At 39.6% G+C, this 24435-nt stretch carries 26 protein-coding genes and 1 other annotated feature; of the genes, 7 read left to right on the forward strand and 19 right to left on the reverse strand.

Annotated features, from left to right (window positions below; all coding sequences use genetic code 11):
• Nucleotide 1 precedes the first annotated feature (1 nt).
• From ACE1TH_RS08955 to ACE1TH_RS08990, 8 genes are all read right to left on the reverse strand, one after another.
• Nucleotides 2-1879, reverse strand: a complete 1878-nt coding sequence (locus ACE1TH_RS08955) for a S9 family peptidase (RefSeq protein WP_375078754.1) — start codon at nt 1877-1879, stop codon at nt 2-4.
• Between the two features lie 148 nt (nt 1880-2027).
• Nucleotides 2028-2165 (reverse strand): hypothetical protein, encoded by a 138-nt coding sequence (locus tag ACE1TH_RS08960; protein ID WP_375078755.1) that lies wholly within the window; start codon nt 2163-2165, stop codon nt 2028-2030.
• Entirely contained in the window at nt 2162-3406 is a 1245-nt protein-coding gene (locus tag ACE1TH_RS08965; protein ID WP_375078756.1) for a glutamate-5-semialdehyde dehydrogenase, read from the reverse strand. Before ACE1TH_RS08965 ends, ACE1TH_RS08960 begins: the two co-directional genes overlap by 4 nt.
• Nucleotides 3407-3419: 13 nt before the next feature.
• Entirely contained in the window at nt 3420-4520 is a 1101-nt protein-coding gene (proB, locus tag ACE1TH_RS08970; RefSeq protein ID WP_099302069.1) for a glutamate 5-kinase, read from the reverse strand.
• Nucleotides 4521-4561: 41 nt separating this feature from the next.
• Nucleotides 4562-4768 (reverse strand) — a binding site (T-box leader).
• Between the two features lie 115 nt (nt 4769-4883).
• Nucleotides 4884-6056, reverse strand: a complete 1173-nt coding sequence (gene yhbH / locus ACE1TH_RS08975; RefSeq protein ID WP_099300242.1) for a sporulation protein YhbH — start codon at nt 6054-6056, stop codon at nt 4884-4886.
• Between the two features lie 170 nt (nt 6057-6226).
• On the reverse strand, nt 6227-6589 hold the full coding sequence (locus ACE1TH_RS08980) for a VOC family protein (protein ID WP_255225014.1): 363 nt from the start codon (nt 6587-6589) through the stop codon (nt 6227-6229).
• 163 nt (nt 6590-6752) lie between these two features.
• Entirely contained in the window at nt 6753-7295 is a 543-nt protein-coding gene (gene lepB, locus ACE1TH_RS08985) for a signal peptidase I (protein WP_099300240.1), read from the reverse strand.
• 107 nt (nt 7296-7402) lie between these two features.
• Nucleotides 7403-9298, reverse strand: coding sequence for a PrkA family serine protein kinase (locus tag ACE1TH_RS08990; protein ID WP_375078757.1), 1896 nt, complete (start codon nt 9296-9298; stop codon nt 7403-7405).
• Between the two features lie 152 nt (nt 9299-9450).
• On the opposite strand from ACE1TH_RS08990, the gene ACE1TH_RS08995 reads away from it, so the two are divergent.
• The 3 genes from ACE1TH_RS08995 (at nt 9451) to ACE1TH_RS09005 (ending at nt 12486) form a co-directional block, all read left to right on the forward strand.
• Nucleotides 9451-11289 (forward strand): transglycosylase domain-containing protein, encoded by a 1839-nt coding sequence (locus tag ACE1TH_RS08995; RefSeq protein WP_375078758.1) that lies wholly within the window; start codon nt 9451-9453, stop codon nt 11287-11289.
• Between the two features lie 247 nt (nt 11290-11536).
• Nucleotides 11537-11854, forward strand: coding sequence for an antibiotic biosynthesis monooxygenase family protein (locus ACE1TH_RS09000; RefSeq protein ID WP_099300237.1), 318 nt, complete (start codon nt 11537-11539; stop codon nt 11852-11854).
• Between the two features lie 74 nt (nt 11855-11928).
• Nucleotides 11929-12486: a DUF5366 family protein gene (locus ACE1TH_RS09005; RefSeq protein ID WP_255225010.1), complete on the forward strand. Its 558-nt coding sequence runs from the start codon at nt 11929-11931 to the stop codon at nt 12484-12486.
• 5 nt (nt 12487-12491) lie between these two features.
• On the opposite strand, the gene trmL is transcribed toward ACE1TH_RS09005, so the two are convergent.
• Nucleotides 12492-12965 (reverse strand): tRNA (uridine(34)/cytosine(34)/5-carboxymethylaminomethyluridine(34)-2'-O)-methyltransferase TrmL, encoded by a 474-nt coding sequence (gene trmL, locus ACE1TH_RS09010; RefSeq protein ID WP_099300235.1) that lies wholly within the window; start codon nt 12963-12965, stop codon nt 12492-12494.
• Nucleotides 12966-13234: 269 nt separating this feature from the next.
• Complete coding sequence (locus ACE1TH_RS09015; protein WP_255225009.1) at nt 13235-14125, reverse strand: amidase domain-containing protein; 891 nt, start codon at nt 14123-14125, stop codon at nt 13235-13237.
• Nucleotides 14126-14198: 73 nt separating this feature from the next.
• Here ACE1TH_RS09015 and ACE1TH_RS09020 point away from each other — a divergent pair, with 73 nt between their 5' ends.
• Nucleotides 14199-14678, forward strand: coding sequence for a GNAT family N-acetyltransferase (locus ACE1TH_RS09020; protein WP_375078759.1), 480 nt, complete (start codon nt 14199-14201; stop codon nt 14676-14678).
• Between the two features lie 13 nt (nt 14679-14691).
• On the opposite strand, the gene ACE1TH_RS09025 is transcribed toward ACE1TH_RS09020, so the two are convergent.
• On the reverse strand, nt 14692-15216 hold the full coding sequence (locus tag ACE1TH_RS09025; protein WP_099300233.1) for a methylated-DNA--[protein]-cysteine S-methyltransferase: 525 nt from the start codon (nt 15214-15216) through the stop codon (nt 14692-14694).
• A gap of 17 nt (nt 15217-15233) precedes the next feature.
• A complete protein-coding gene (queG, locus tag ACE1TH_RS09030) occupies nt 15234-16379 on the reverse strand; it encodes a tRNA epoxyqueuosine(34) reductase QueG (protein WP_099300232.1) in 1146 nt (381 codons plus the stop codon).
• 97 nt (nt 16380-16476) lie between these two features.
• Between queG and ACE1TH_RS09035 the strand changes: the two genes are divergently transcribed.
• Both ACE1TH_RS09035 and ACE1TH_RS09040 read left to right on the forward strand, forming a co-directional pair.
• Nucleotides 16477-16980 carry a hypothetical protein gene (locus ACE1TH_RS09035; protein ID WP_099300231.1) on the forward strand — a complete coding sequence of 168 codons (504 nt, stop codon included), beginning with the start codon at nt 16477-16479 and terminating at the stop codon, nt 16978-16980.
• Between the two features lie 66 nt (nt 16981-17046).
• Nucleotides 17047-17508, forward strand: a complete 462-nt coding sequence (locus ACE1TH_RS09040; RefSeq protein ID WP_099300230.1) for a Dps family protein — start codon at nt 17047-17049, stop codon at nt 17506-17508.
• A gap of 27 nt (nt 17509-17535) precedes the next feature.
• Here the strand turns inward: ACE1TH_RS09040 and ACE1TH_RS09045 are convergent, their stop codons facing one another.
• The 7 genes from ACE1TH_RS09045 to ACE1TH_RS09075 form a co-directional block, all read right to left on the reverse strand.
• Nucleotides 17536-18582, reverse strand: coding sequence for a M42 family metallopeptidase (locus ACE1TH_RS09045; RefSeq protein ID WP_099300229.1), 1047 nt, complete (start codon nt 18580-18582; stop codon nt 17536-17538).
• Between the two features lie 69 nt (nt 18583-18651).
• A complete protein-coding gene (locus tag ACE1TH_RS09050) occupies nt 18652-19392 on the reverse strand; it encodes a hypothetical protein (protein ID WP_255225006.1) in 741 nt (246 codons plus the stop codon).
• Nucleotides 19389-20084, reverse strand: a complete 696-nt coding sequence (locus ACE1TH_RS09055; RefSeq protein ID WP_099300227.1) for an ATP-binding cassette domain-containing protein — start codon at nt 20082-20084, stop codon at nt 19389-19391. The genes ACE1TH_RS09050 and ACE1TH_RS09055 overlap by 4 nt, the downstream gene beginning before the upstream one ends.
• Complete coding sequence (locus ACE1TH_RS09060) at nt 20084-20455, reverse strand: GntR family transcriptional regulator (RefSeq protein WP_255225005.1); 372 nt, start codon at nt 20453-20455, stop codon at nt 20084-20086. The genes ACE1TH_RS09055 and ACE1TH_RS09060 overlap by 1 nt, the downstream gene beginning before the upstream one ends.
• Nucleotides 20456-20515: 60 nt before the next feature.
• The gene (locus ACE1TH_RS09065; RefSeq protein WP_375078760.1) at nt 20516-21283 is read right to left on the reverse strand and encodes an ABC transporter permease; all 768 of its coding nucleotides are present in this window, start codon (nt 21281-21283) and stop codon (nt 20516-20518) included.
• On the reverse strand, nt 21280-22203 hold the full coding sequence (locus ACE1TH_RS09070) for an ABC transporter ATP-binding protein (protein ID WP_099300225.1): 924 nt from the start codon (nt 22201-22203) through the stop codon (nt 21280-21282). The genes ACE1TH_RS09065 and ACE1TH_RS09070 overlap by 4 nt, the downstream gene beginning before the upstream one ends.
• Nucleotides 22204-22327: 124 nt before the next feature.
• On the reverse strand, nt 22328-23737 hold the full coding sequence (locus ACE1TH_RS09075) for an NAD-dependent succinate-semialdehyde dehydrogenase (protein ID WP_375078761.1): 1410 nt from the start codon (nt 23735-23737) through the stop codon (nt 22328-22330).
• Between the two features lie 180 nt (nt 23738-23917).
• On the opposite strand from ACE1TH_RS09075, the gene ACE1TH_RS09080 reads away from it, so the two are divergent.
• Nucleotides 23918-24433 (forward strand): DUF8052 family protein, encoded by a 516-nt coding sequence (locus tag ACE1TH_RS09080; RefSeq protein WP_099300223.1) that lies wholly within the window; start codon nt 23918-23920, stop codon nt 24431-24433.
• Nucleotides 24434-24435 lie beyond the last annotated feature (2 nt).

The following is a 24435-nucleotide window of genomic DNA, read 5'->3' on the forward strand; positions in this document are numbered from 1 at the left end:
TTTACAAGTGTTTGACAATCCATTGATACTGTTGCGTTAAAACGGCTTTAAACTGTTTTGGTTTTGTAGGTATGTGACCCATGCCATTATAGCGAATAAATTCAACGTCAGCTTGTTTAAATTTCAGACCATAATAAAGTTCATGAGCGTTGGCAATTGGAACACGCTGGTCGTTGCTACCATGTTGAATAAGAATTGGGGCAATTGTTTTGTTCGTATTTAGATACGTTATTGGTGAAGCAATTTGATAAGAAGTCAATTTTTCAAACGGAGATCCGCCAAAATATGCCTCTCCAAAAGAGGGAATATCCGTATTAAAGAAATAAGACTCCCAATTACTAATGCCTGCACCAACACATGCAACCTTAAATCGATCACATGCTAAGGCTGCAAACGCTGCAATAAATCCGCCTTGACTCCATCCAATAATGCCAATACGATTAGAATCAACAATGCCCCTCCCCTCTAGAAAAGCGATTCCCGCTAACACATCCTCCAGGTCACCTGTCCCTAAACTACAATAGTTGGCTTTACGAAAAGACTCTCCATATCCTGAACTACCTCGATAATTCGGTTCAAGTACAAGAAATCCTTTTTCTATAAATGCTTCAACAGGCTCAATTCTTTTCTCATAAGGTACTGGAATTGATGCACTTTGCGGTCCACCGTGTATGACAAGCAAAAGAGGGTATTTCTTATTTGGATTAAATGATGTCGGTTTCGATAAAACCCCTTCAATTGCCATTCCTACCTCATTGGTCCATGTTACAATCTCTTTTTCACTTCTTTGCTTCTTATAATAATAAGGTTCTTTAGAATCTATAATTTGTTCATTCCAATAGAGAGTGGTTGCGTTATCTTTTCTTTGTAAACAATATGCAAGACTGCTTCCCTCTTGATTAGTCGTTGCCAGTGAGATCACTTCATCTTTAGCTCTGTCATATCTATTTACTTCACCTTCCTCGCAAACAAAACCTAAGCGAAAAGCCGTCCGGTCTTGCCATGTAAACAAAATACCTTGTTCTGTCCAACGAATTGGTGTGACCCACTCATCAATTCCAGTGCTGACTAATTTCCTTTTTTTCGTCTCAAGGCTAAAGATTTCCAATGATGTATTTGCAAATCGAGATCGCTCCCCTTGAAAAACGCGATAGCAAATTGATTTTCCATCTGGTGAAAACAAAACATGCCCGTATTGAAGATCAGAAAGCGGAAGCGGGATTGGCTCTTGTTGTTCAACTGTCGTTATAAAAATTTGTTGATTCATTGCATCATTCATATGAGGTGTTTTTGCAGCATTACATACAAGGTGGTTACTAACTGGACTCACATCAAAATCAATTATGTGAATAGGTTCTTTAAAAAGTTTTAGAGGTTTTTCCTTTTCAACTAGCGCCACATAATAAAGTTCCTTGTATGTAAATTCTTTATCTACTTTCTCAAAGCCTTCTCCAGAAGTTTTCCTTGCTTCAATGATACTTTCTGCTTTATTTTTTTTAAGAATATATAATCCATCATCATCAAAACGCCATTTCATATTCTCAATGGAGACATCCTCATCTGTCACTTGAATGGTTTTGTTCGTATCAAAATGATGAACAAATACTTGCTCTGTGTTCTTTCCATTTTTCTGAACAACACTTAAAAAAGCGATTTTAAGCGAATCTTTTGACCACACTGGCTGGCTACTTGTTATCGGCCCAATGGTTAAAGGAAACATTATCGCCCCTTTACTCTTTACAATCCATACCTGACTTACAAATGCATCTCTTTTCCAATCAGTTGATTTTTTCTCATAGGCGAGCATCTGCCCATCTTCACTTACAGACAACTTTTTAAACTCTGGCATCGCAACCATTTCTTCAATAGATAAATACATGATCCGCCTCCTTTGTTTAGTTTAGCATTTATAATCAGAAAATATAAATAATTAGTTGCATGCATGCTTCCTCATTAGCGCCGATGGTGACTCCGACGGGAAAAGCAACAGTCCGAAAATCCAAGAGTGATGTTAATGTATCGTAATTTTACACAGTGATTTGGACTTGACTATCTAAATATCTCTCACCAACCAGTTGAAATTGATTCATCTCTTTTAACAGTCCTTCCACCTCTAACTTCCATACAAAAAAGACAAGTTTCTTCACTTGTCTTCTCGTTTTCACTTGATTTGCCCAGTACCTTTAACGGTATATTTGTAGGTCGTAAGGGCTTGTAACCCCATCGGTCCTCTTGCATGCAATTTTTGCGTACTAATGCCAATTTCTGCGCCAAAACCAAATTCGAACCCATCTGTAAATCGCGTTGAAGCATTATGATAGACGACTGCAGCATCGACAGCCTGGAAGAAGTAATCTCTTTCTGAATCCTTTTCCGTGACAATGGCTTCTGAATGTTTTGTTCCATACTCATTAATGTGGTCAATCGCTTCTTCCAAATTTGCGACACATCGAATGGCGAGGGTTAAATCTAAATACTCGGTGCGCCAGTCTTGTTCATCCGCTTGTAACATATGTGGAAAAATCGCTCGGGCTTTTTCGTCACCTTTTAACGTGACGCCTTCTTCTATTAAGGTTTCCGCAATCTTTTGCAAGTGACGGTCCGCAAACGCTTGATCAATTAGCAACGTTTCGCTTGCGTTGCAAACAGAAGGTCGTTGGGTTTTCGCATTGACGATAATCGATGTAGCTAGCTCTAAATCTGCGTGCTTCGATAAATATACATGACAATTTCCTACGCCAGTTTCAATGACGGGTATCGTGGCTTCGTTCACCACTGTTTGGATGAGCGATGCGCCACCTCTTGGAATCAAAACATCAATATCGCCTTTTAATTTCATAAAACGGTTCGCTTCTTCGCGTGATGGATCGTCAATCAACTGAATACAAGCCGTATTAATCGTGCTATTCGTCAACGCTTGTTTTAATACAGTGACAATGGCTTTATTTGAGTTCATTGCACTGGCACTGCCTCGCAGCACAACTGCATTTCCAGTTTTGATAGCAAGGGCGCAAGCATCAACCGTTACATTTGGGCGTGCCTCATAGATCATGCCAAAAACACCAAATGGAACAACTCGTTTTTCCATAATTAATCCGTTTGGACGTTCAATCGTTTCAAGGGTTTGATTAATTGGATCTGGTAATTGAACAAGCTGTCGCATCCCTTCCGCCATGTCTGCAATTCGCTCTTCTGTTAATAACAATCGATCAATTAATGGTTTTGGTGTTCCCTTTTGTTCCGCCTCGTCAATATCTTTTTGATTTTCCGTAAGCAAAAAGCGTTTTTCATCTAGCAGTGCGTCAGCCATTTTGGTTAACGCTTCATTTCGTGCAGTTATCGTCGCAAGGGCAATACTTGGCGCTGCTTTCTTTGCTTTTTTAGCGATTTGTTCGACCTTTTCCATCCTTCTATCCCCTTTACATTGCCACCCAAAAATTACGATGAATGACAGCTTTTTTCGACCGACTTGTTGCTTTTATTACTTCAGCACTATTTTTGCCTTTTAATAAATCAAGCTCTTCGTTTGTAAAATTCACTTTGCCTTTTCCTATAACCTCGTTATTCTCTCTACGCACATCAACAATTTCACCGATGTTAAATGAGCCGTTCACATCAACAATTCCTGCGGGAAGTAAACTGCGGTGCTGCTTTAACAATGCATTTGCCGCGCCATCATCAATAAAAATCGTTCCCCTCGGGCTACTATGATATAAAATGTATTGTTTGGTCATCGACATTGCATTTTTCGCAAAAGAGCCAAGATACGTGCCATCTCCTTTGCCTACTAACACATCGGCAAACTTCTCTTCCCCTTCTCCGGTTCCAATAAAAACGTTTGCTCCAAGTTCGATGGCTATTTTTGCTGCTGACAGTTTCGAGAACATTCCACCTGTACCAACATCAGATGTGGTTTGATCCATCGCTTCTAAAAGGGTTTCAGGTACTTCTGAGAGATAATGATATTTTTTTGCGTTCGGATAGGAAAATGGATTCTGATCATAAACGCCATTCACATCAGTAAACAAGCAAAGCATATCCGCATGCACAATCCCACTAACAAGAGCAGATAAACGATCGTTGTCCCCAAAGGTTAACTCTTCTATTGATGTCGAGTCATTCTCATTAATAATGGGGATCGCTCCTCGTTTGACTAATTCTCCAATCGTTTGAGAGATATTAGAAAATCGTTGTTGATCAGCAAAATCAGCTCGTGTGATTAACAGCTGTGCTGCAATATAGTCATGCTGTTTAAAGGCATCCATATATGCTTGCATGAGTAAGCTTTGTCCAACTGCTGCTGAGGCTTGTTTTTGCGCAATCCCTTTTGGCTTTCGTTTAAATCCTAAGCTTGAGAACCCTGCTGCTACTGCGCCTGATGTCACAAGCACAATGCGGTACCCTTGTTTCATTAAAAATACCATTGCCTCAACATGACTGTTAAGCTGTTGTTCATCTAACTGTCCCGTAGCGGTTGTTAAGCTACTGCTTCCAATTTTTATGACAATCGTTCCCTGCATTTTTTCTCCCCCTTCACGAAAAAAGAGCCCTTCCATCCTTAAATAAGGACGGAAGAGCTCCGCGGTACCACCTTTGTTAGCATCCTACGATGCCCACTTAACATTGATAACGTCAATGAGACGATTGGTTTTGCCAATTGCTCCTGGAATAGGGTTCAACAAAAGAAGGAATGGTTGGTTCTTTCAGCCGATGAAACCAACTCTCTTTACATATTCTTTCGCCTACTTGTTCCGATCTACGCATTACGAACAAATGAAGTTAGAGGTGATTATACACGAGTCCTCTCACAGAAGTCAATTGTTTTTTTGTGACAATGATCACCGTCCACTTATCAATGTTTTCTGACTAAAAACAAGAGTCAATTATGCGTTTACTTGCTGATCCTCTTTTTGAAAGAAATGCTTAAGGGCATGATAAACGTCCCCTTTTTCTTTAAGAATGTAGTGCATGAACCGTGGATCGTTTACATTTTTGTAAGCGCCCATTAATGTCGAGTTACGAGAGTATTGATTGATTTCGCCATAGCCAAATAAATTGGAGCGGTCCATCAGCTGTTTGACTAATTTTAAACAACGTGCATTATCCGACGTTAAATTATCGCCATCTGAGAAGTGAAACGGATAAATGTTGTAAGCGGATGGATTGTATTTTTCATCAATGAGTTCAAGAGCTTTCCGATAGGCAGAAGAACATATCGTCCCCCCGCTTTCACCTTTTGAGAAGAAGTCTTCTTCGTTTACTACTTTTGCTTCTGTATGATGGGCAATAAATTCAATTTCTACTTTTTCGTATTTGGTTCTTAAAAAGCGAGTCATCCAAAAAAAGAAGCTACGGGCAACATATTTTTCAAACCGTCCCATGGAACCGCTTGTGTCCATCATTGCAATTACAACCGCTTTGGATTCAGGTTTAATCGTTTCATTCCACGTCTTAAAACGAAGATCTTCATTATAAATTGGCATGATTCCTGCTTTTCCAGCGAGTGAGTTCCGCTTGATTGCTGCAAGGATCGTTCGCCTTTTATCTACATTACCCATCAGGCCTTTTTTACGTATATCGTTAAACTCGATATTTTCAATAACGATTTCTTGCTCTTCTTTTTTCTGAAGATGTGGCAATTCCATCTCTGCAAACATCATTTCTTCTAGTTCAGCAATGGAAACTTCTGCTTCATTGTAGTCTTCCCCTGCTTGATCTCCAGCGCCTTGACCTTTACCAGCTCCGGCTTGTTTATCACCATTTGGATCACGAGCAACAACATCGCCAACTTTACTATCGCCTTTTCCTTGGCCAACATGTTTATTCTTATCATAATTATAGCGGATCTTATATTCATCAAGGGAACGGATTGGAATGCGAATTACGTCTTTCCCGTTTGAAAGAACAATATTTTCCTCACTGACTAGGTCAGGTAAATTTTTCTTTATGGCATCTTGAACTTTTTCTTGGTGACGACGTTGGTCCTGAAATCCTTTGCGATGGAGGGACCAGTTTTCCTCAGAGACAATGTACTGGTGCTTATCGTTTTTTTCCATTCTTGCCCTCCTACCATTAACGTTTTTGCACACGATGATACTCTTGCACATAGTATAGGATTGGATTGATTTCTTTGCCTTAACTTATCCTATGTTTCACTTGCACAAGAGTTGCTAATTAATTGTAAGAGGACAAGCTAAACCTTTCAGTCACACACTTAGATTTTCACTTACTTAGCTTGAATTAACTCGACTCGATTCCCAAAAGGATCACGGAATTCAAACCGATCAAATCCCGGAATCGGTATGCCTTCTAAAATTTCAATTCCTGTTTGAGTGAGTTTTCGTCTCCAATCTTGCAGATCCTCTACTTGATAGGCAAGGTGTGCTTTTGTTTGCAAACGATCAACGTCCTTTTCTGTTCCTACATGAACATCAACATCTCCAAGCGTTAGCCAAAACCCTCCTCTACCAGCCAGGCTTGCAGGTTTATCAATTTGTTTTAATCCTAAAAAGGTATGATAGAATGCGAATGCCCTTTTCTCTTCTCCCGTTGGAATGGTTATTTGTACATGATGCAAACCGATGATCATCAGAACGCCTCCTCGCGTGATACGTCTATTATATGGAAAAATCAAAATGATTCATAATACATAAATGCTTTCATGAATGATTCATTTTTCAAATCAATTTTTCGCATTTACTGCTACCAAAACAAAAAAAGCGCTCTATGAGCACTTTTTACTTCCATTTCAATTATTCCATAAAACCGAATTCCGATAGCGGCCAAAAACGCAAGCCTACTCTACCAATGATTTCGTCTTCATGAACTGCACCAAAAACACGACTATCATGACTATTTGGGCGATTGTCGCCTACTACAAACACGTGATCTTCTGGAACAACCTCATCATATTCAAAGTCATTTGTATATTGTTGTCCACTGTAAGCTGCTTGGATTTCGTCTAAGAACGGCTCATCCACCTGCTCGTCGTTAATAAATAGTTGATCCTCTTCAAAACGAATCGTATCCCCAGGTAACCCAATGATACGTTTAATATAGCTATCTTCTTCCGTTGCATGGAACACAATTAAATCAAATCGATCAGGATCACCGAATTGATACGCTAGTCGATTCACAATGAATCGTTCGCCGTCTTCGGCAGTTGGTACCATGGACTCACCACGAACTTCAAAGCTTGTAACAATAAACGTCCGGACTACAAATGCGATAATTAATGCAATTGCAATCGCCTTTACCCATCCCCAAGCCTCTGATTTCACACTATTTTCAGCCAAAAACGCTCCTCACTTTCTTAAATGCCAACATTCTATTCATAAATTACCACTAAATGCAAAAAAGAACAAGAAGACCCTCTTGACATAGTGAGGGCCTTTTTGTTCTATTATCGGTTTAAAAGAGAGCCGACATACCTTAATAATTCGTTTGCCGAAACCGAGTTATAGCCATGTTCATCAATCAGTCGCGCGATTACATCATTCATCTTTTTCAACTGAGATTCGTCTGGTGTTTTCACGGATGTTGTTATTTTTACAATATCTTTTAAATCCGCAAATAGCTTTTTCTGAATCGCTTCACGAAGGCGTTCATGAGAATTATATTCAAAACGTTTTCCTTTACGCGCATAAGCAGAGATGCGAATTAAAATTTCCTCTCGAAATGCTTTTTTCGCATTTTCAGAAATGCCAATTTGTTCTTCAATCGAGCGCATTAATTTTTCGTCAGGTGACATTTCATCACCAGTAAGCGGATCTCTTAACTTATTTTTATTGCAAAACGCTTCTACATTATCCAAATAATTATCCATCAGCGTTTTCGCCGATTCTTCATACGAATACACAAACGCTTTTTGAACTTCTTCTTTGGCAATGAGATCATACTCTTTACGTGCAATGGTAATGTAATCGGTGTAACGTTCTTTGTCTTCTTTTGAAATGGACGCATGTTGATCCAATCCTTCTTTGATTGAACGCAAGACGTCCAGTGCTGAAATGGACGTTAGCTGTTTCCGAATAATCGCTGAAGAGATGCGGTTGATAACATACCTCGGATCAATCCCGCTCATGCCCTCGTCATTAAATTCCGACTGTAGTTCTTTTACATCTTGTTGATTAAATCCTTCTACTGATTCTCCGTCATAAAGCTTCATCTTTTTAACGAGGTCAATCCCCGCTTTATGCGACGCTTTTAAACGAGTCAAAATCGTAAAAATAGACGCAACTTTGAGTGCATGCGGCGCAATATGGACATGTGAAAGATCACTATCCGCAATCATTTTTTTGTATATTCTTTCTTCTTCAGACACTTTTAAGTTATATGGAATTTTCATGACAATGATTCGGGAATGGAGCGCCTCATTTTTCTTATTCGAAATAAACGATTTGTACTCTGATTCGTTCGTGTGGGCCAATATGAGTTCATCGGCTGAAATGAGCGCAAATCTTCCTGCTTTAAAGTTCCCCTCTTGCGTCAAGGATAGTAGATGCCATAGGAATTTTTCATCACATTTGAGCATCTCTTGAAACTCCATCATGCCACGGTTTGCTTTATTTAGTTCGCCGTCAAATCGATAGGCGCGGGGGTCGGATTCAGATCCATATTCTGCAATCGTCGAAAAGTCAATGCTACCTGTTAAATCGGCAATGTCTTGGGATTTTGGATCGGATGGTGAGAACGTTCCAATGCCCGTTCGTTTATCTTCGGAAAAGAAGACACGTTCAACGACTACATCTTCAATCCGTCCCTCATACTCTTGTTCCAATCGCATCATATTTAAAGGAGACAGATTCCCTTCAATTTTAATGCCAAATTCTTTTTGGAAGTCTTCTCGTAGATGGAGCGGAATAAGGTGGAGCGGATCTTCATTCATCGGGCACCCTTTTATCGCATATACAGCACCATTTTCTGTTCGGGAATAGTCTTCCAATCCTCTTTTTAAGAGCGTAACGAGGGTAGATTTCCCTCCACTCACAGGACCCATAAGTAATAAAATTCGCTTTCGTACATCCAATCGTTTCGCAGCAGAATGAAAGTATTCTTCTACTAACTTTTCTAACGATTCTTCTAGTCCATAAATGGAGTCTTTAAAAAATGAGTATTCTTTTTTTCCATCTTTCTCTTCCACGCCAGCGTCTTTTATCATATTGTACACACGAGAGTGAGCGGTCTGTGCAACCCACGGCTTTTCTTTGATTAGGTCTAAGTATTCAGCAAACGTTCCTTCCCAGCGTAAGCGTTCCTCATTGTCACGGTACTGTTCAATTTTGTTTAAGATATTCAACTCGTATACCTCCATCCTCGTGTAAGCGAGATTAATTAACGATATGCATTGAATCAAATGAACATGCTTCTTTTTCTGAAAAGGCGAGACTGTCCGCGCCACGAAAAGAATGATATACTTACTTATACGTTGGATAGAAAGTGAGTATGGCAATGAAAACTTTTTTTGGCTGGTTTTTTATTGGATTGTTTGCTCTAAGTAGTGTATTTTTTTTCCGCTCCACTTCTGCAGAGGTAGGCAGCGTCCAAACGATTGGTCAAGTTGTTGGCACACATATTGATGATGAGATTCTTTATCTTTCTTCAAATAGCTCCATCGTTGCAAGCAACGGACAAATTGTCGCAGAAATGGCTTCAGAAGGCGGTGTTAACCGAAACTATTTACCTTATGAACACATGCCTGAGTTTGCACTTCAATCTTTTGTAGCGACAGAAGATCGACGCTTTTTTCAGCATCCGGGATTTGATGCGTCTGGTATTGCTCGTGCAGTTATTACCAATGTAAGCAGTGGTGAAATTGATCAAGGGGCTAGCACGATTACCCAGCAAATGGTTCGCAATATTTTCTTAGATCATTCGCAAACGTACGAACGAAAAGTAAGTGAAATCCTCTATGCCCATGAACTTGAGCAACGCTATTCAAAAGAAGAAATATTAGAATTATATTTGAATTCTATTTATTTCGGTAACCACGCTTACGGCATTGAAGCTGCAAGTCAACTATACTTCAGCGAAAACGCTGAACAACTTTCTTTAGCACAAATAGCATTCTTAACGGCGATTCCTAATAATCCGACGATCTATGACCCTTTTAACGCGATTGATAATACGAACAAGCGAAAAGAATGGGTCTTGCTTAAAATGAAAGAGGAACAATTTATTAGCGATGAGGAGTATGAGGAAGCAAAAGCGGAGACAATCGAACTTCGACGTTCAAATCTACGAAACTTGTATCCCGATTATACCGATTATGTTGAGAAAGAACTTGTCGCTTTAATTCAAGCTGTAGATGGCTTAGGCGAAGAGGAAGCGAAAGACCGACGAGCTGACTTGCTTAAACAAGGCATAAAAATTGAAACAGCACTTGAACCTGATCGACAAACTACATTAAAAGAGAGTTTCTATCATGAACTTCCGTCTGATGTAGAAGGTGCTGGCATGGTGATTCGAAACGATGATCAGTCGATCGTCGCCATGAGCCACGGTCGTGATTATGAAAAAGGCAATTTTATGCTTGCGCTAGATTCCTATCGCTCACACGGTTCCGCATTCAAACCTTTAATCGTCTTTGCTCCCTACTTTGAAGAAACGCATGATTCCATTGATAAAGTCGTCAACGGAAACCCTAGAGAAAATTGTACGGAACAAGAAAAAACAAACCGCTCGTTAGGCTGTATTTCAAATTACAATGATGTAAAGCCAGGCAACGTCACGTTACGAGAAGCATTTAAACATTCCTACAACATCCCTGCACAATACTTATTAGATTCAATTGGGATTCAAACAGGTATAAGTTATCTTGAACCGTTTCAATTTAAACAATTAAATGCAGAAGAACGAGACATTTCGATTGCGCTAGGAACTGTTGATGTGTCTGTATATGAAATGGTCCAAGCATACCAAACCTTTGCTCACGACGGCGCATTCACTCCTGCAAAGGCGATAAAAGGGGTGTATGACGAGCATAATGACATCATCTATGAATGGCCAACGCAAGAGCCACAACAAATTTGGAGCAATGAAACAAATGATAAGCTTCGCACGTTAATGAGCGAAGTGGTGCAGTCTGGAACAGGTCGAGATATCACGCTTGCAACGAATGGCTATGTGGGTGGGAAGACAGGAACATCCAATGAGTATCGAGATTTAACTTTCTCTGGGCTCACAGATGCTTATACAGCTTCTGTTTGGGTTGGTAGAGATCGTGGTCATGTAGAGGATTTGTCGCCAAATCGACCAGCAATGAAGATATGGGAAGCAGCAGTTCGGTAAAATTAAAAAAACCGGTTTCCCGGTTTTCTTGGTCTTTATCGTTTGTGAGGGTTTTCCTCATAACCTCCAGCAAAAATGGAGACTAAAAAGACGACACAGACACTCATCATTAGAAACGTTCTCATAAAAAGTCCTCCTTGCAAGGGGCGTAAACGCTCTCTTTTATTATAGCCAAGTTCTATCAGATTGAAAAGTCATTCTCTTACAAAAAACACGAAATCTTGATAAAAAAAGGAGCAAATCAAACATGTACATCGTTATGAACGAACTCAACGTTACACCTGAAAAGAAAAAAATGCTGCAGGAGCGCTTTGGAAAGGCATCCGACAATATGGCAAAAGTAGACGGTTGCTTAGAATTTATGTTTTTATCAAATCAAGACGATGAAAAAAAAGAAGTCGTTTTCACAAAATGGGCTTCAAAGCAAGACTATGAAAATTGGCTAGCAAGTGAATCTTTTGCAAAAGCCCACAAAAATACCGACAAATCTACTGATCAAAAGCCAGCTGCCAGCGCAAATGAACTTCACGCCTATGAAGTGATCCACCATTATAAAGGTGAATAAACAAGTTAGCGCTTGTCCTATTGTTTTGGACAAGCGCTTCAATGATTTGTTATTCGTACATATAGGAGATTAATATGAACCGATACTTAACTGGACATCTACCTTTAATAAGCATTTTTTTATTTAGTTTGTCGTTTGCCTTATACGGCCAACGACTTGCAATCGATTGGCTTGAACAAAATGGAATTTTAGACGGCATGGCAGATCTTCTCTCCATAAACGAAATTCGAATCGGCCTTATTCTCATGCTGATGTTGCTGTTTTTCATGATCTTTTCAGCACTAAAATTAATTGCGGATACCGTCAATTCTCTTTCGTTTTTATTCTTTTCCAGCAAAGCTGACGAAAGCAATAGTGGGAGCAAGACAGAAGGAGGCCAATGGATTTATTTTATCGGCAGCATCGTTGCTCTCGTTCTACATCCCTTCATCATCGTCGTTCTATTAGCATTTCTAGTTGCTTCGTTTGCCTACATTGTGTTTGTTGTTTATCGTATTGCTGAATCGTTAACAATCCCAGGCTTAATTGGATTTATTTGCTTTCATTTATTTTTTTGGGCGGCATTTTTGTTTACGATTTTATTTGTGGTATTTCGGTTATACAATACATTTATTGCAAGTCTACCTCTTTAAAAAAATTACTTCAGCGTCGGGAAACCTTGTTGTCTTAACGCTTCATAAATGACAATTGCAGCTGTATTTGATAAATTGAGCGAGCGGATCACATCAGTTTGCGGAATGCGAAAGCACCGCTCTTTCCGCTCTTCTACTAATTTTTGCGGCAATCCTGTCGTTTCTTTACCGAATACAAAAAAGTACTCCGCCTCTGTGTTGGTATAATCGAAATCACTATAATGATGTTGCCCTATCGTTTCAATAAAAAAGAACTCTCCTTGACGATAGCGTTGGAACAATTCGTCAATTGAATCATAGTAATGAATCTTTACATTTGGCCAGTAATCACAACCTGCACGTTTTAACATCTTGTCATCTGTTGAAAAGCCCAGTGGTCGAATCAAGTGTAGCGTTGTGTTTGTGCCAGCACATGTGCGTGCAATATTTCCCGTGTTCGCAGGTATTTCTGGTTGATAAAGTACAATATGCAATCCCATTTTTCGTGCACCTCTATTTATTTTTTGCTTTTTATATAAAAAATTGTGGAACCTAATACGCAGGCAATAATTCCTATTAGGAACATACCATTTCGATCGACAAAAACTGCAGCAAAAGCTAAAAATAGCGCGATTATCCATAGAGCTTGTGCGTACATTCTCCATTTCACATGCGTTCACCCTTTATGAATGGCTTACGTTCCCTCTCTATATTACACATGAAACGGGATGCTGACAAACATTGAAAAAACAGAATCGTCAGACCCTGTTTAAACGGTGATATGAAAAAATTTATACTGAATTTGTTCTGTATAAGCGGGTGAATTTTGATACGTCCAATAGCGATAGCGACTGTTGATCGTTTGGGCATTAACAAGCGGTTCATTATTCGCATCTTTCGCAATCACAATCGCACAATGGTTCCATTTTCCATTTCCATTAAAGTCGTAGCAAATTACATCACCTGGAAGAAGATCGCGGGCCATCTTTTTTTCTTCGCCTCTTAACCCTGTTGTTGCCCCGCTTAAATGCCATCTAAACGAATGTGCAACAGACCAGCTTAAACTCATTCTTTTTTCATTTTCGTACCACCAGCCTCGTTGTTTTGCCGTTTTACTAGTCATCGGCGCACCACCTGCATATAAGCATTGTGAAACGTAGTTTGTGCAGTTGTCTTCAAAGCGCACGAAAGCAGGATTGTAATCATCCCACCATTGCTCTGCATAACGAACTGCATTTCTACGATTGTAGCTAGACTGTTCATCTCGAACAATGTTGCCGGTCCGTCGCTCGCCACGTTCTTGCAAAGATAATGGATAAATCGTTTGACATTGATCCTCTACAAGAACGCTTCCTTCGAAAAAGGCGCGCCTTCGCATTGTTCGTTCTTCCATATACGTCCGCTCTCCTTGTTTAATTAAACGGTCAAGCACGATAAAATAATCGACTTGGGTTAATGAATCAAAGGTCACAGCATTTAAGACGTCACCTTTTATTTTTGCACTAACGACTTCCGCGCCTCGTTCATTTAATTCTTCTGCATCTTTTACAAACGCAACTCGGTCTTTTTCGGGCAAATCTTTTCCTTGGTTTCCATTTAAATAAGCGGTATTTAGTTGTTTTACTCTAGCATGTAGAGGGACTAGCCATTTTTTCTTCATTTTAACAATCACCTCAAAAAAGATTTGAATAAAAATTAATACAGATGTATAATTATGATTACCTTATATTGAAATGGAGCGAATGATCTTGATACGCAAAGCCGTTATGACTGATTGTCAACCAATTCATCACTTAATTCAAACGTCTTTTCAAATCTACAGACATGATCCTGTTACTGCATCTGCGTTGCATGAAACGAGACTTTCCATCGCTTTACGTCTTTCAAGGCATGAAGAAGCATTTGTCTGTATGAAAGACAATCGAATTGTTGGGTGCATCTTTTACGCGCAAAATCAGCATGTTTGTACGTTTTTTCGCTTAAGCGTTGATCCTGCGTATCAAGGTCAAGGTATTAGTAAGCTTCTGCTAAAAACAGTGGAGCAAGAAGCATTAAATCGTTCATGTCACGAACTTATGTGTGAAACAAGAGCTACAAACATTCCGTTTTATGCAAAGCAAGGCTATGAGGAAGTGTCCTTTAATACTAGCTCTTCCTTATATGTATTTAAAAAGTCTTTGAACATGTCAAAAAAAACATGGCAGTGCGCGTGACTGCCATGTTTTTTTATGAAATTTTCATCTTTGATTCTAATGATAACAACCGTTCTTTATTTGTTAAACCCCCACCATAGCCAACCATGGCTCCGTTTGAACCAATTACTCTATGACATGGAATGATAATTGGAAGGGGATTTTGATTGTTCGCACCGCCTACTGCGCGAACAGCTTTTGGGGCTCCAATCATCTCCGCAATCTCTTTATAGCTTTTTGTTTCACCATAAGTAATTGTATTTAATGCAGACCACACTTTTTTCTGAAAAGGGGTCCCAATTAAGTCGATTGATACATCAAATTCCTGTCGCTCGCCGTTAAAGTATTCCATTAATTGTTCAGCTGCTAGCAACGATTCATTTTCTCCTAATTCTAACCATTCGGGCTTCATTCCAAATCGAGCTAATCGAGCTGCCAAATTCGCTTTATTTAAAGGACCAAAACTAAGATGCGTTAATCCTTTATCTGAGGAAACAATCGTCAAAAGCCCTATCGGAGTATGAACCTCTTTCACATAAAACCTTGTCATGACGTGCATGTCACTCCCCCGTTTCTCTATTCGCCTTTCTGCTTTAAAAACGCAAGACCCTTTTCGATTTCATTTTTCACATCTTCATCCTGTTCATTCAATTTCGCATCCTCTAATGCCTTCTTCTCGTGTTCACTTTCACTTATTTTTCCAATTGCCCATGCAGACGTTCCCCGAATGACAGGTCTTGGATCTTCAGTTAATAGGTGAAGCAACGTAGGAAGCGCGGATTTTTCTTTATAGTGTGCTAAAGCAATAATTGCATTCCGCTGGATGGGTTTCTTTCCTCGCCAAGACCCTGCCATATGACCGAATTCTTTTTTAAATGCCTTATTACTCATCGTCAGTAGAGGAATAAGCAAAGGCTTTATCTTCTCTGGATCGGGTTCCATTTCAACGTGCTGATGATGGTCCTGATCTCTATTATATGGGCATACAAGCTGACAGGTGTCCCATCCATACAAGTAATTTCCGATTTTTGAACGATACTCGTCAGGCATAAACCCTTTTGTCTGAGTTTGATAAGATAAACAGGCTTGAGCATTTAAAACACCAGGCTCTACAAGTGCACCAGTTGGACAAGCATCAATGCATTTTTGACAGGAACCACATAAATCTTCTATCGGTTCATCAACAGGAAAAGGGATTGTCGTTAGTAAGTTCCCTAGAAAAACATAGCTGCCTAGCTCTGGCGCAATAATAAATGTATTTTTTGCACTCCAGCCGATACCAGCTCTTTCTGCGACTGCTCGATCAGATAAAGCGCCTGTATCAACCATTCGGACCGTTTCAATTGATCCGCACTCTTGCATTAGAAAATCTTCAATTTTTTTTAGTCGATCATTCAAAACATCATGATAGTCTATACCCCAAGACGAGCGGGAGAAAAACCCCCTTCTTTCACCTTTTACACTTTTTGGTGAATGTGAAAGTTTGGACGGATATGCTACGGCAATTGAAATAATCGTTCGAACTTCTTTTAAACTTAGGCTAGGGTCTATCCGTTCTTCAAGATGAGGGTGTTCAAATCCCGATGCATAGCCTTTTTCTTGATGGGTGATGAGGCGATCTTTTAACGACAAAAAAGGATCTGCTGTCGTGATCCTTACTTTATCAATACCGATCGTTTTACTGTATTCGAGTAATTTATGCTTTAGTAACTCAACATTCATTTGATTTCTTCCTTTTTCACCAAAACGTTTGATTTCTTCTAGCATACAGAATCATAATAGGAAAGTAAATGTCAATGGAGAATTTGGAGGAACAACCGTGGAAATAGGAATTATTCATTATCATCAGATACAAATAAGTGAGTCATCAACGATGTTAAAAGGAAGACTGCAATTCCATCAAGAGCTTCTTCATATGGAGCTCGTCGATAAAGAATTAACGAAAAACCCTCCCTTTTCCCATCACGAAAAAATTTTTCAAGCCGTAAAAGAAGCTAAATTTTTCACACCAGAACAGTCGGGCATTGATTTAAATCGCTTTTTTATGATGGAGTATCAATTACCTATTACGTTGCACGATACACATTCATTAACTAAACCAATTTATAAACAAGGACATTCGCTTTATGATCAAAATAAAGAAGTCGCTTCACCTTTCTATGTTGATGCGACCACAACTACACATACACATACAACAGAAGCTGTTCAGTGTTTTTACTTCTCCCACTCATCCATTGCACATAACGCAGAGGAACTTCTACAAGCTGCAGGGACAATGTTTACCCACATACATGGCGGGACATTTCGTTATGAATTGCTTTAGCGTTTGTTTAGAAATTTGTACAGGGGGAATAGTATCTGTACACAACGTTAGTAGGAGGATTTTATAATGGCACAAGAGAAAATTCAATCTGTTTTAAACAAACAAGTAGCAAACTGGAGTGTTCTTTATGTGAAACTCCACAATTATCATTGGTATGTGAAAGGCCCTCACTTTTTCACACTACATGAGAAATTTGAAGAGCTTTACAATGAAGCAGGCGCTACGGTTGATGAGTTAGCTGAGCGATTACTCGCTATTAAAGGCTACCCTGTTGCAACAATGGAAGAATACTTAAAGCTGTCGTCTATTGACGAAGGAAATAAAAACTTACATGCAGATGATATGGTCGCAGACTTAGTTAGTGACTATGAGAAGCTAGCAGATGAGTTGAAATCAGGAATCGATGTATGTGGTTCTTTAGATGATGATGCTACAGAAGATATGTTAATTGGATTAAAAGAAACTATTGAAAAACATGCTTGGATGTTACGTGCATATACAAAACAAACATCGGATGTTCGTTCATAAGAAAAGCTGCCCAAGTGGGCAGCTTTTTTAATGATTCATTGAAGTTGTCATGTACGCATATAAAAGATTGAACGTCGCTTCAAGTGATTGTTCGTGGGTTCGCTCCATTGAATGAGAGCCTTCAATACCTGGTCCAATGAGTCCATGAACAATATCATGACCCGAACGAATGGCAGCCGATGCATCTGACCCATAATAAGGATAAATGTCTAACTTGTACGGGATCTCATTATCCTTACATAGCTGTACAAAGTGATTTCTTAAGCCATAATGGTAAGGACCACTCGAATCTTTCACGCATATAGAAACGGTATACTCATCAGACTGCTGACCATCACCAATTGCGCCCATATCCACCGCTACATACTCTACAACTTCAGGTGGAATTGACGCATTTCCCCCGTAGCCAATTTCCTCATTATTTGAAATGAGGACATGCGTTGTATAAGGTAGCTTCATTTGACTTGCTTTTAACTCTTTCATCAGCATTAATACTAAGCTTACACTTGCTTTATCATCCAAATGCCTTGATTTAATAAACCCTGTTTCAGTTTGTTCAAATCGCGGTGCAAAACTAACAAAATCTCCGACGTCAACGCCAAGCTGACGTAAACCTTCTATATCCTCCACTTTCGCATCGACGCGAATTTCCATATTTTTTTGCGTTCGCTCAATCGTTCGCGCATCTTTATAAACGTGAACAGAGGACTGGTGCACAACAACCGTTCCAGAAACCGTCGTTCCGTCGCTTTTATGAATCGTCACATATTCGCCTTCGATAGACTGATACGCAAATCCACCAACTAAATCTAACCTTAAACGTCCATTCGGCTTTAACTCTTTAACGATCGCTCCTAACGTATCAACATGAGCCGTTAGCATTCGGTGAGAAGTCGTGTCTTCTCCTTCGATCGTCGCAATTAAAGCACCTTTGTTTGATTTCCGATAAGAGATTTCGTGCGTTTTTAAAAACGCTTCAACAAACGCTATCGCATCTTCAGTGTAGCCAGACGGACTTGGAATGTGAACTAACTCTTCTAATAGCTTAATCGTTTCTGCTTTCTTAAACTTCATTACACATACACTTCACTTTCAACGTTAGATCCTTTTATTCTATCGGTATGACTGCATCATTTCAATCTTTTACAGCTCTATTTTCTTTTTAAGGAACAATACAATAAGTGCATAGAGAAGAATGAGCAAGCCAAGGTCCCACACCATTTGTGCAGAAGATACAGATTCAAAAGCAGCCATAGTAAGAGATACTGATTCGTCTACCGTTTCACTCAGTTTAAATGTTAGATAGGGATAGAGCAGGATAGCCATTAATCCATATGGAATAAGGACGATATATTTCGCCCAAGTCTTCACACCAAAAAAAATAAATGCTGGAAAAAGCACCGAAACGAGCGAAAGAAACTGAACGATAAAAGCCATCCAAAATGCTTGTAGTGGATACTTTACGATCGATCCAAAATCTTGAAAGAATTCTCCAATCATGCCATCTGTTGCCGCAAATTGAATAAACGTTAGTAATACAATTGCCACAAACAAAAACTGAACGTTCAACCAAACATAAGTGGATAGCATTTTGGAAAATAATTTCACATGAACAGATCCAGGTGCAAGATACCACTGTATTTGCGTCCCTTTCCGCCATTCTCTCCAGACAGACTCAGCAATAATTAATATTGAGGCTAAGAAAAAATAATAAACTAAAAGGACAAACACTAACGTCATATCTACTGCATCAAACGGTTGTCCAAAACGCACACGAATGACACTCGCTGCTACCATCATGACAAAAAAAATGATCGCTGCTATTACATTAACTGGCAAAAGCAAGCGCAAATCTCTTTTTAGAAAAAAAACAAATGCCTTCATTCTCTCCCCACCCTTGCAAATAAATCTCGGAGTGAAGCGCTGTACTCAGTCCGCCACTCCTCTAGATCTGGAATGGTTCTAACACCGTTCCCCTCTATAAAAATGGCTCCATCAGCAAGCATCTCCACATCTTCATACGCATGCGTAGCCATCACAATGGTACGACCGCCTTCAAGCAAGAAATCTGTTAACATTTGTTGCATCGCTTCTTTTTTGGTGGTGTCTAGATTCGCAAGCAGCTCATCAATAAATAAAAACGGCTTTTGTGTTGAAATGGCTATAATTAAAGATAGAAGATGACGTTGCCCCGTAGAAAGTGAAGCCCAGTTGGTTTGAATTGGAACATTCATGTCTTCACAATAACGTAGCGCTTGATCTTTATTGAAATCAGAATACAGCTTTTGTTGTTGATCAATGATCACTTCCGCCGATTGATGGATCGGGAAACCTGCTTGTTCTGCTACATAACTAGCTTGTTGCGCTCGATCGATCCGTTCCTTTTGATCATTTAATTGAATCGTTCCTTTTGAAAATGGCGCTAATCCTGCACACATCTTAAGCAATGTTGATTTACCGGAGCCGTTTGCGCCTAACAAAACGATAAAATGATTATGATCAAAACGAAAAGATAAATCATTAAATACCTGTTTACGTCCATAGTTTTTATGTACATTTTTGACTTCAACTCTCATCAACTTCTCACCTCCTTTACTGTTTTCGTAAGAGCCTCTATCATGGTTTCATCGTCATAGCCCAGTTTGCGCATATACTTCACAAGCTCATTTAATTGTTTTTGCGCAAGCGCTTCTTTTAATGATCGGATTCTTGCTAAATCTTCTGTTACAAATGTCCCTTGTCCACGTTTTGAAAATGTTACTTCTTCCCGATCCATCTCTTGATAAGCTCGAGACACCGTATTAGGATTTACTTTTAAATTTTGTGCTGTTTCGCGGACAGAAGGTAGTTTATTACCAGGCGCTAGCTCAGCGCTACAAATCTGTTGGTAAAAGGAATCAACAATCTGGGCATAAATGGCTTTGTTCGGATCAAACTGTATTGACAAACGCCATCGCCCCCTTTCTAAAGCAATAAGCCAGGCGTCTAAAAACGCCTGACTCTTCCATTAAAGCACATCTCGTTTTTTAAATACAAGATGAGCTACCAGTAAAATGATTACGATGTGTGCAAATAAGAATGCTAGCGAAGCCCACATACTTTCAAAAGGTGGTGTCCCAAACGCCATGTCCGCTGAATAATAATTCCCGAAAAATTCAACATGCGATACGATGATCCACTTTGACCAGTCATACTGCGAGATAAATAGCTGGACTAAACTGCTAAAGAACATCGGAGCGAACGTAATAATGATGGTTAACGCGGTACTTTTTGTCAGAACAGCAATGAGTGTCGCTAGCGCAATATAAAATACAACAGTCGGCAACTGATAAAGCGCCATTTCAAAAACGTTAGAAAACATCTCTGTAATCGATAACCCTTCGGTACTGAAAATAAATAAGCCTGTCACAACGGAAACGATGACAATCGCAAAAAACATAAAGAGAGAGAAAAGTAAGTTCCCAAACCATTTGCCAAACAGTAAGGCATGCCGTGAAGTCGGTCTAATTAGCAATTGTTTAATTGTGCCATTTGCAAATTCTCCTGCAATTGCACCTGCAATCAAGACGACACCGAACAACATGACAAACATAGGAAACAAAGACACGCTTATTTCTGCAAATACTCCGGCATTCATGGGTTCTCCCATGTTAGCCTGTGTTAAAAGGGAAAGCCCCACAGCACCTGCAAGAAATACGCCCATGACGATGATAAATACCCAGACTTTTCGTCCGTACCAAGACTTCAGCCATTCATTGTATAAAATGCCTATCATGATACTTCCTCCTCTCGCTCTTCGGTGAGCGTAAAGTACGCATCCTCTAAACGATTTTGATACGTTACGCCGTAAACGTGAACCTGTTCATTAATAAGTGCTGCTACAATGTTTGGGATCTCTTCATACGATTGTTTTTCTAATTCAACCGCCGTTCCATTTTGTTTAACCGCCCCATACGTTGATAAAATTTCAAACGCTTTTGTGGCTGGTTTTGCTTCAATTTTCACCGTTAAGGTTTGCTCGGTGCGTTCATCGTCACTCATTGAAATCTCGTCTACTACTTCACCTTTTTTAATAACAATCGCACGGTCACATAGCGTTTCAATTTCACTTAGTTGATGACTAGAAACGAGTAGTGTCACCCCGTCTTCCTTGGCTAACCGTTGTAAATACGACCTGAGATCTCGAATGCCTTTCGGATCTAAACCATTGGTTGGTTCATCCAAGATCAACACAGAAGGACGATGCAAAAGCGACACCGCAATTCCTAACCGTTGCTTCATTCCCAATGAGTAAGACTTTACTTTCTTCTTCATTGCCCCTTCAAGCTCGACTAAAGAAACCACTTCTTTTATACGCTCTTTTGAAATGACCTGGTTACTCAATCGAGCGAAGTGCTCAAGGTTTTGCTGCCCTGTTAAATAACCATATAAGTCTGGGTCTTCAACAATTGCACCGATTTTCGACAATGCTTGTTTTCGATTTGTCCGAATATTGTTCCCCTCAATAATGACATCCCCTGAATCTGGGGCGATAAGCGACACAATCATTCGAATCGTCGTTGTCTTTCCAGAGCCATTCGGACCTAAAAAACCATAAATTTGCCCTCGTTTTAACTGAAAACTCATGTCCTTAATAATATGATTTTTTCCGAATGACTTATTAAGACCTTTAATTTGTAACGGAAAATCTGTCATGTTTGTTTGTTCCCCCTATCCCTGCATTAGTGTTCTACTTAAATAGTACACTAATACTTTTTAATGCACAACCTTAATTTCATAAAAAACACACCTAGGATTTAATTCCCTAGGTGTGTGTTTGCTACATCTTAAACGATACGTATTTGGTTTCTAGGTACTCATCCATACCTTGTCGACCACCTTCACGTCCAATTCCACTTTGCTTAAAGCCACCAAACGGCGCTTGTGCAGCCGATGGACCACCATCGTTAAGTCCAACAATTCCATATTCTAGCGCTTCTGTAACACGAATCGCTTGATTGATATCTTTCGTGAATACATAAGCGGCTAAGCCGAAAATGGTATCATTTGCTCGCTCAATTGCTTCCTCTTCTTGTTTAAATGTCGTAATTGGCGCGACTGGGCCGAATGTTTCCTCAATCATACACGCCATGTCATCTGTCACATTTGCGAGCACGGTAGGCTCCATGAAAAGCCCCTCCGTATTCGTGCCGCCTGTAACGACGGTAGCGCCTTTTTCTTTCGCATCTGCTATATGAGACAAGACTTTATCAACAGCATCTTGATCAACAAGTGGACCTATATCAGTATGTTCATCTAATCCGTCTCCTACTGTTAATTTCTCCACTTCTGCCTTCGTTTTGTTCGTAAACTCATCAGCAATGGACTCTTCGACATAGATACGATTTGCACACACGCACGTTTGTCCACCGTTACGAAATTTAGATGCAATCGTATCTTCAACTGCTCGATCAAGGTCGGCATCCTTAAAAACAATCACCGGTGCGTGGCCACCTAACTCTAATGAAATTTTCTTCATCGTTTCTGCTGAATCTTTCATCAGTGTTTTTCCTACTTCGGTTGAGCCTGTAAACGTAAGCTTTCGAACACGTTGATCTTCTTGCCATACTTTCGAAATATCACTTGATGAACCTACAACAACATTCACTACGCCAGCAGGGATTCCTGCTTTTTCAGCAAGCTCTGCTAGCTTTAATGCCGTTAACGGGGTTTGCGAAGCAGGCTTGATTACAGCTGTACAGCCCACTGCTAATGCAGGTGCAATTTTTCTCGTAATCATTGCTGCTGGAAAATTCCACGGGGTAATGGCTGCTACGACACCGACTGGCTGCTTAATCGCAAACAATCGCTTATCGTCTGTGGAAGCAGGAATCGTTTCTCCATAGTTTCGCTTTCCTTCTTCTGCATACCATTTAATAAAAGAATTCGCATAACCAATCTCACCACGAGACTCTTTAATGGCTTTCCCCTGCTCTTTTGTCATTAATGTTGCTAACTCTTCGGTGTGTTCTTCAATGTATTGGTGCCACAATTCTAATTTCTCACTACGTTCATACGTGGAAAGCTTTGACCATGTTTTAAATGCTTCAGCAGCTGCATCTGCCGCCGACTTCGCTTCCTCTGTGCCACCTTTTGGTACTTGGTCAACCACTTCTCCATTAGCTGGGTTTGTAATATCAACTTGCTCTAAGTTTTCGCCAACCCATTCACCATTAATATATAATTTCATTAGAATTCCCCTTTCATAAATCATTTTCTAGTTCTGTTCCCTACTAACTTTTTTTAAAACTTTTGCAATGTTAATCGATGACGTGAATTATTCAGCATTAAATTAACAGAAAGTATTGAACTTTTAATAGATCGTCCTTATAATAAGAATCATTCACTTATAATCAAGTTTTAGTAGGAGGTGTTAATTACGAAGGCGGAACGGTTTATAAATCAACTAGAAAATACGCTAAAACATCAATTTGACGTTTATGCAAATGACAAGCTAGAAAACCTTCCACTGCGGTTTAGCGCTCATTATTACCGAAGAGACGATCGGTATATGTTTACAAAAAACGTAACCGTATGGAGTGTTGAAAACAATCAACACATTTTTTTATATGAAGCAAACGAAGGTACCATCGAAGAATTCGAACAATTCAAACAAGAATTAGATTGTTATATCCACCAACATAAAAGCGACCGTACGAGTCATATGTCTTCCATTTATATTGGCATCTTCTTGTTGAAAACAACGCCAAGTATGACGTTAGAGAAAAAAGCAAAGAGAACGAGAAAAGTTTCGTTTATTCAATGGGGAAAATCAGGCTGGTATGAACGTTATCTTGGCGTCCTCTCCATACCTGAACAGAGATTAATTATAAACAAGAAAGGCAATCCGTTTATTCAGCCATTTATTGAGGCAATATCGGAATAATG

The organism is Shouchella sp. JSM 1781072, from assembly GCF_041949915.1.
In the GTDB taxonomy this organism is placed as follows: Bacteria; Bacillota; Bacilli; order Bacillales; family Bacillaceae_D; genus Shouchella.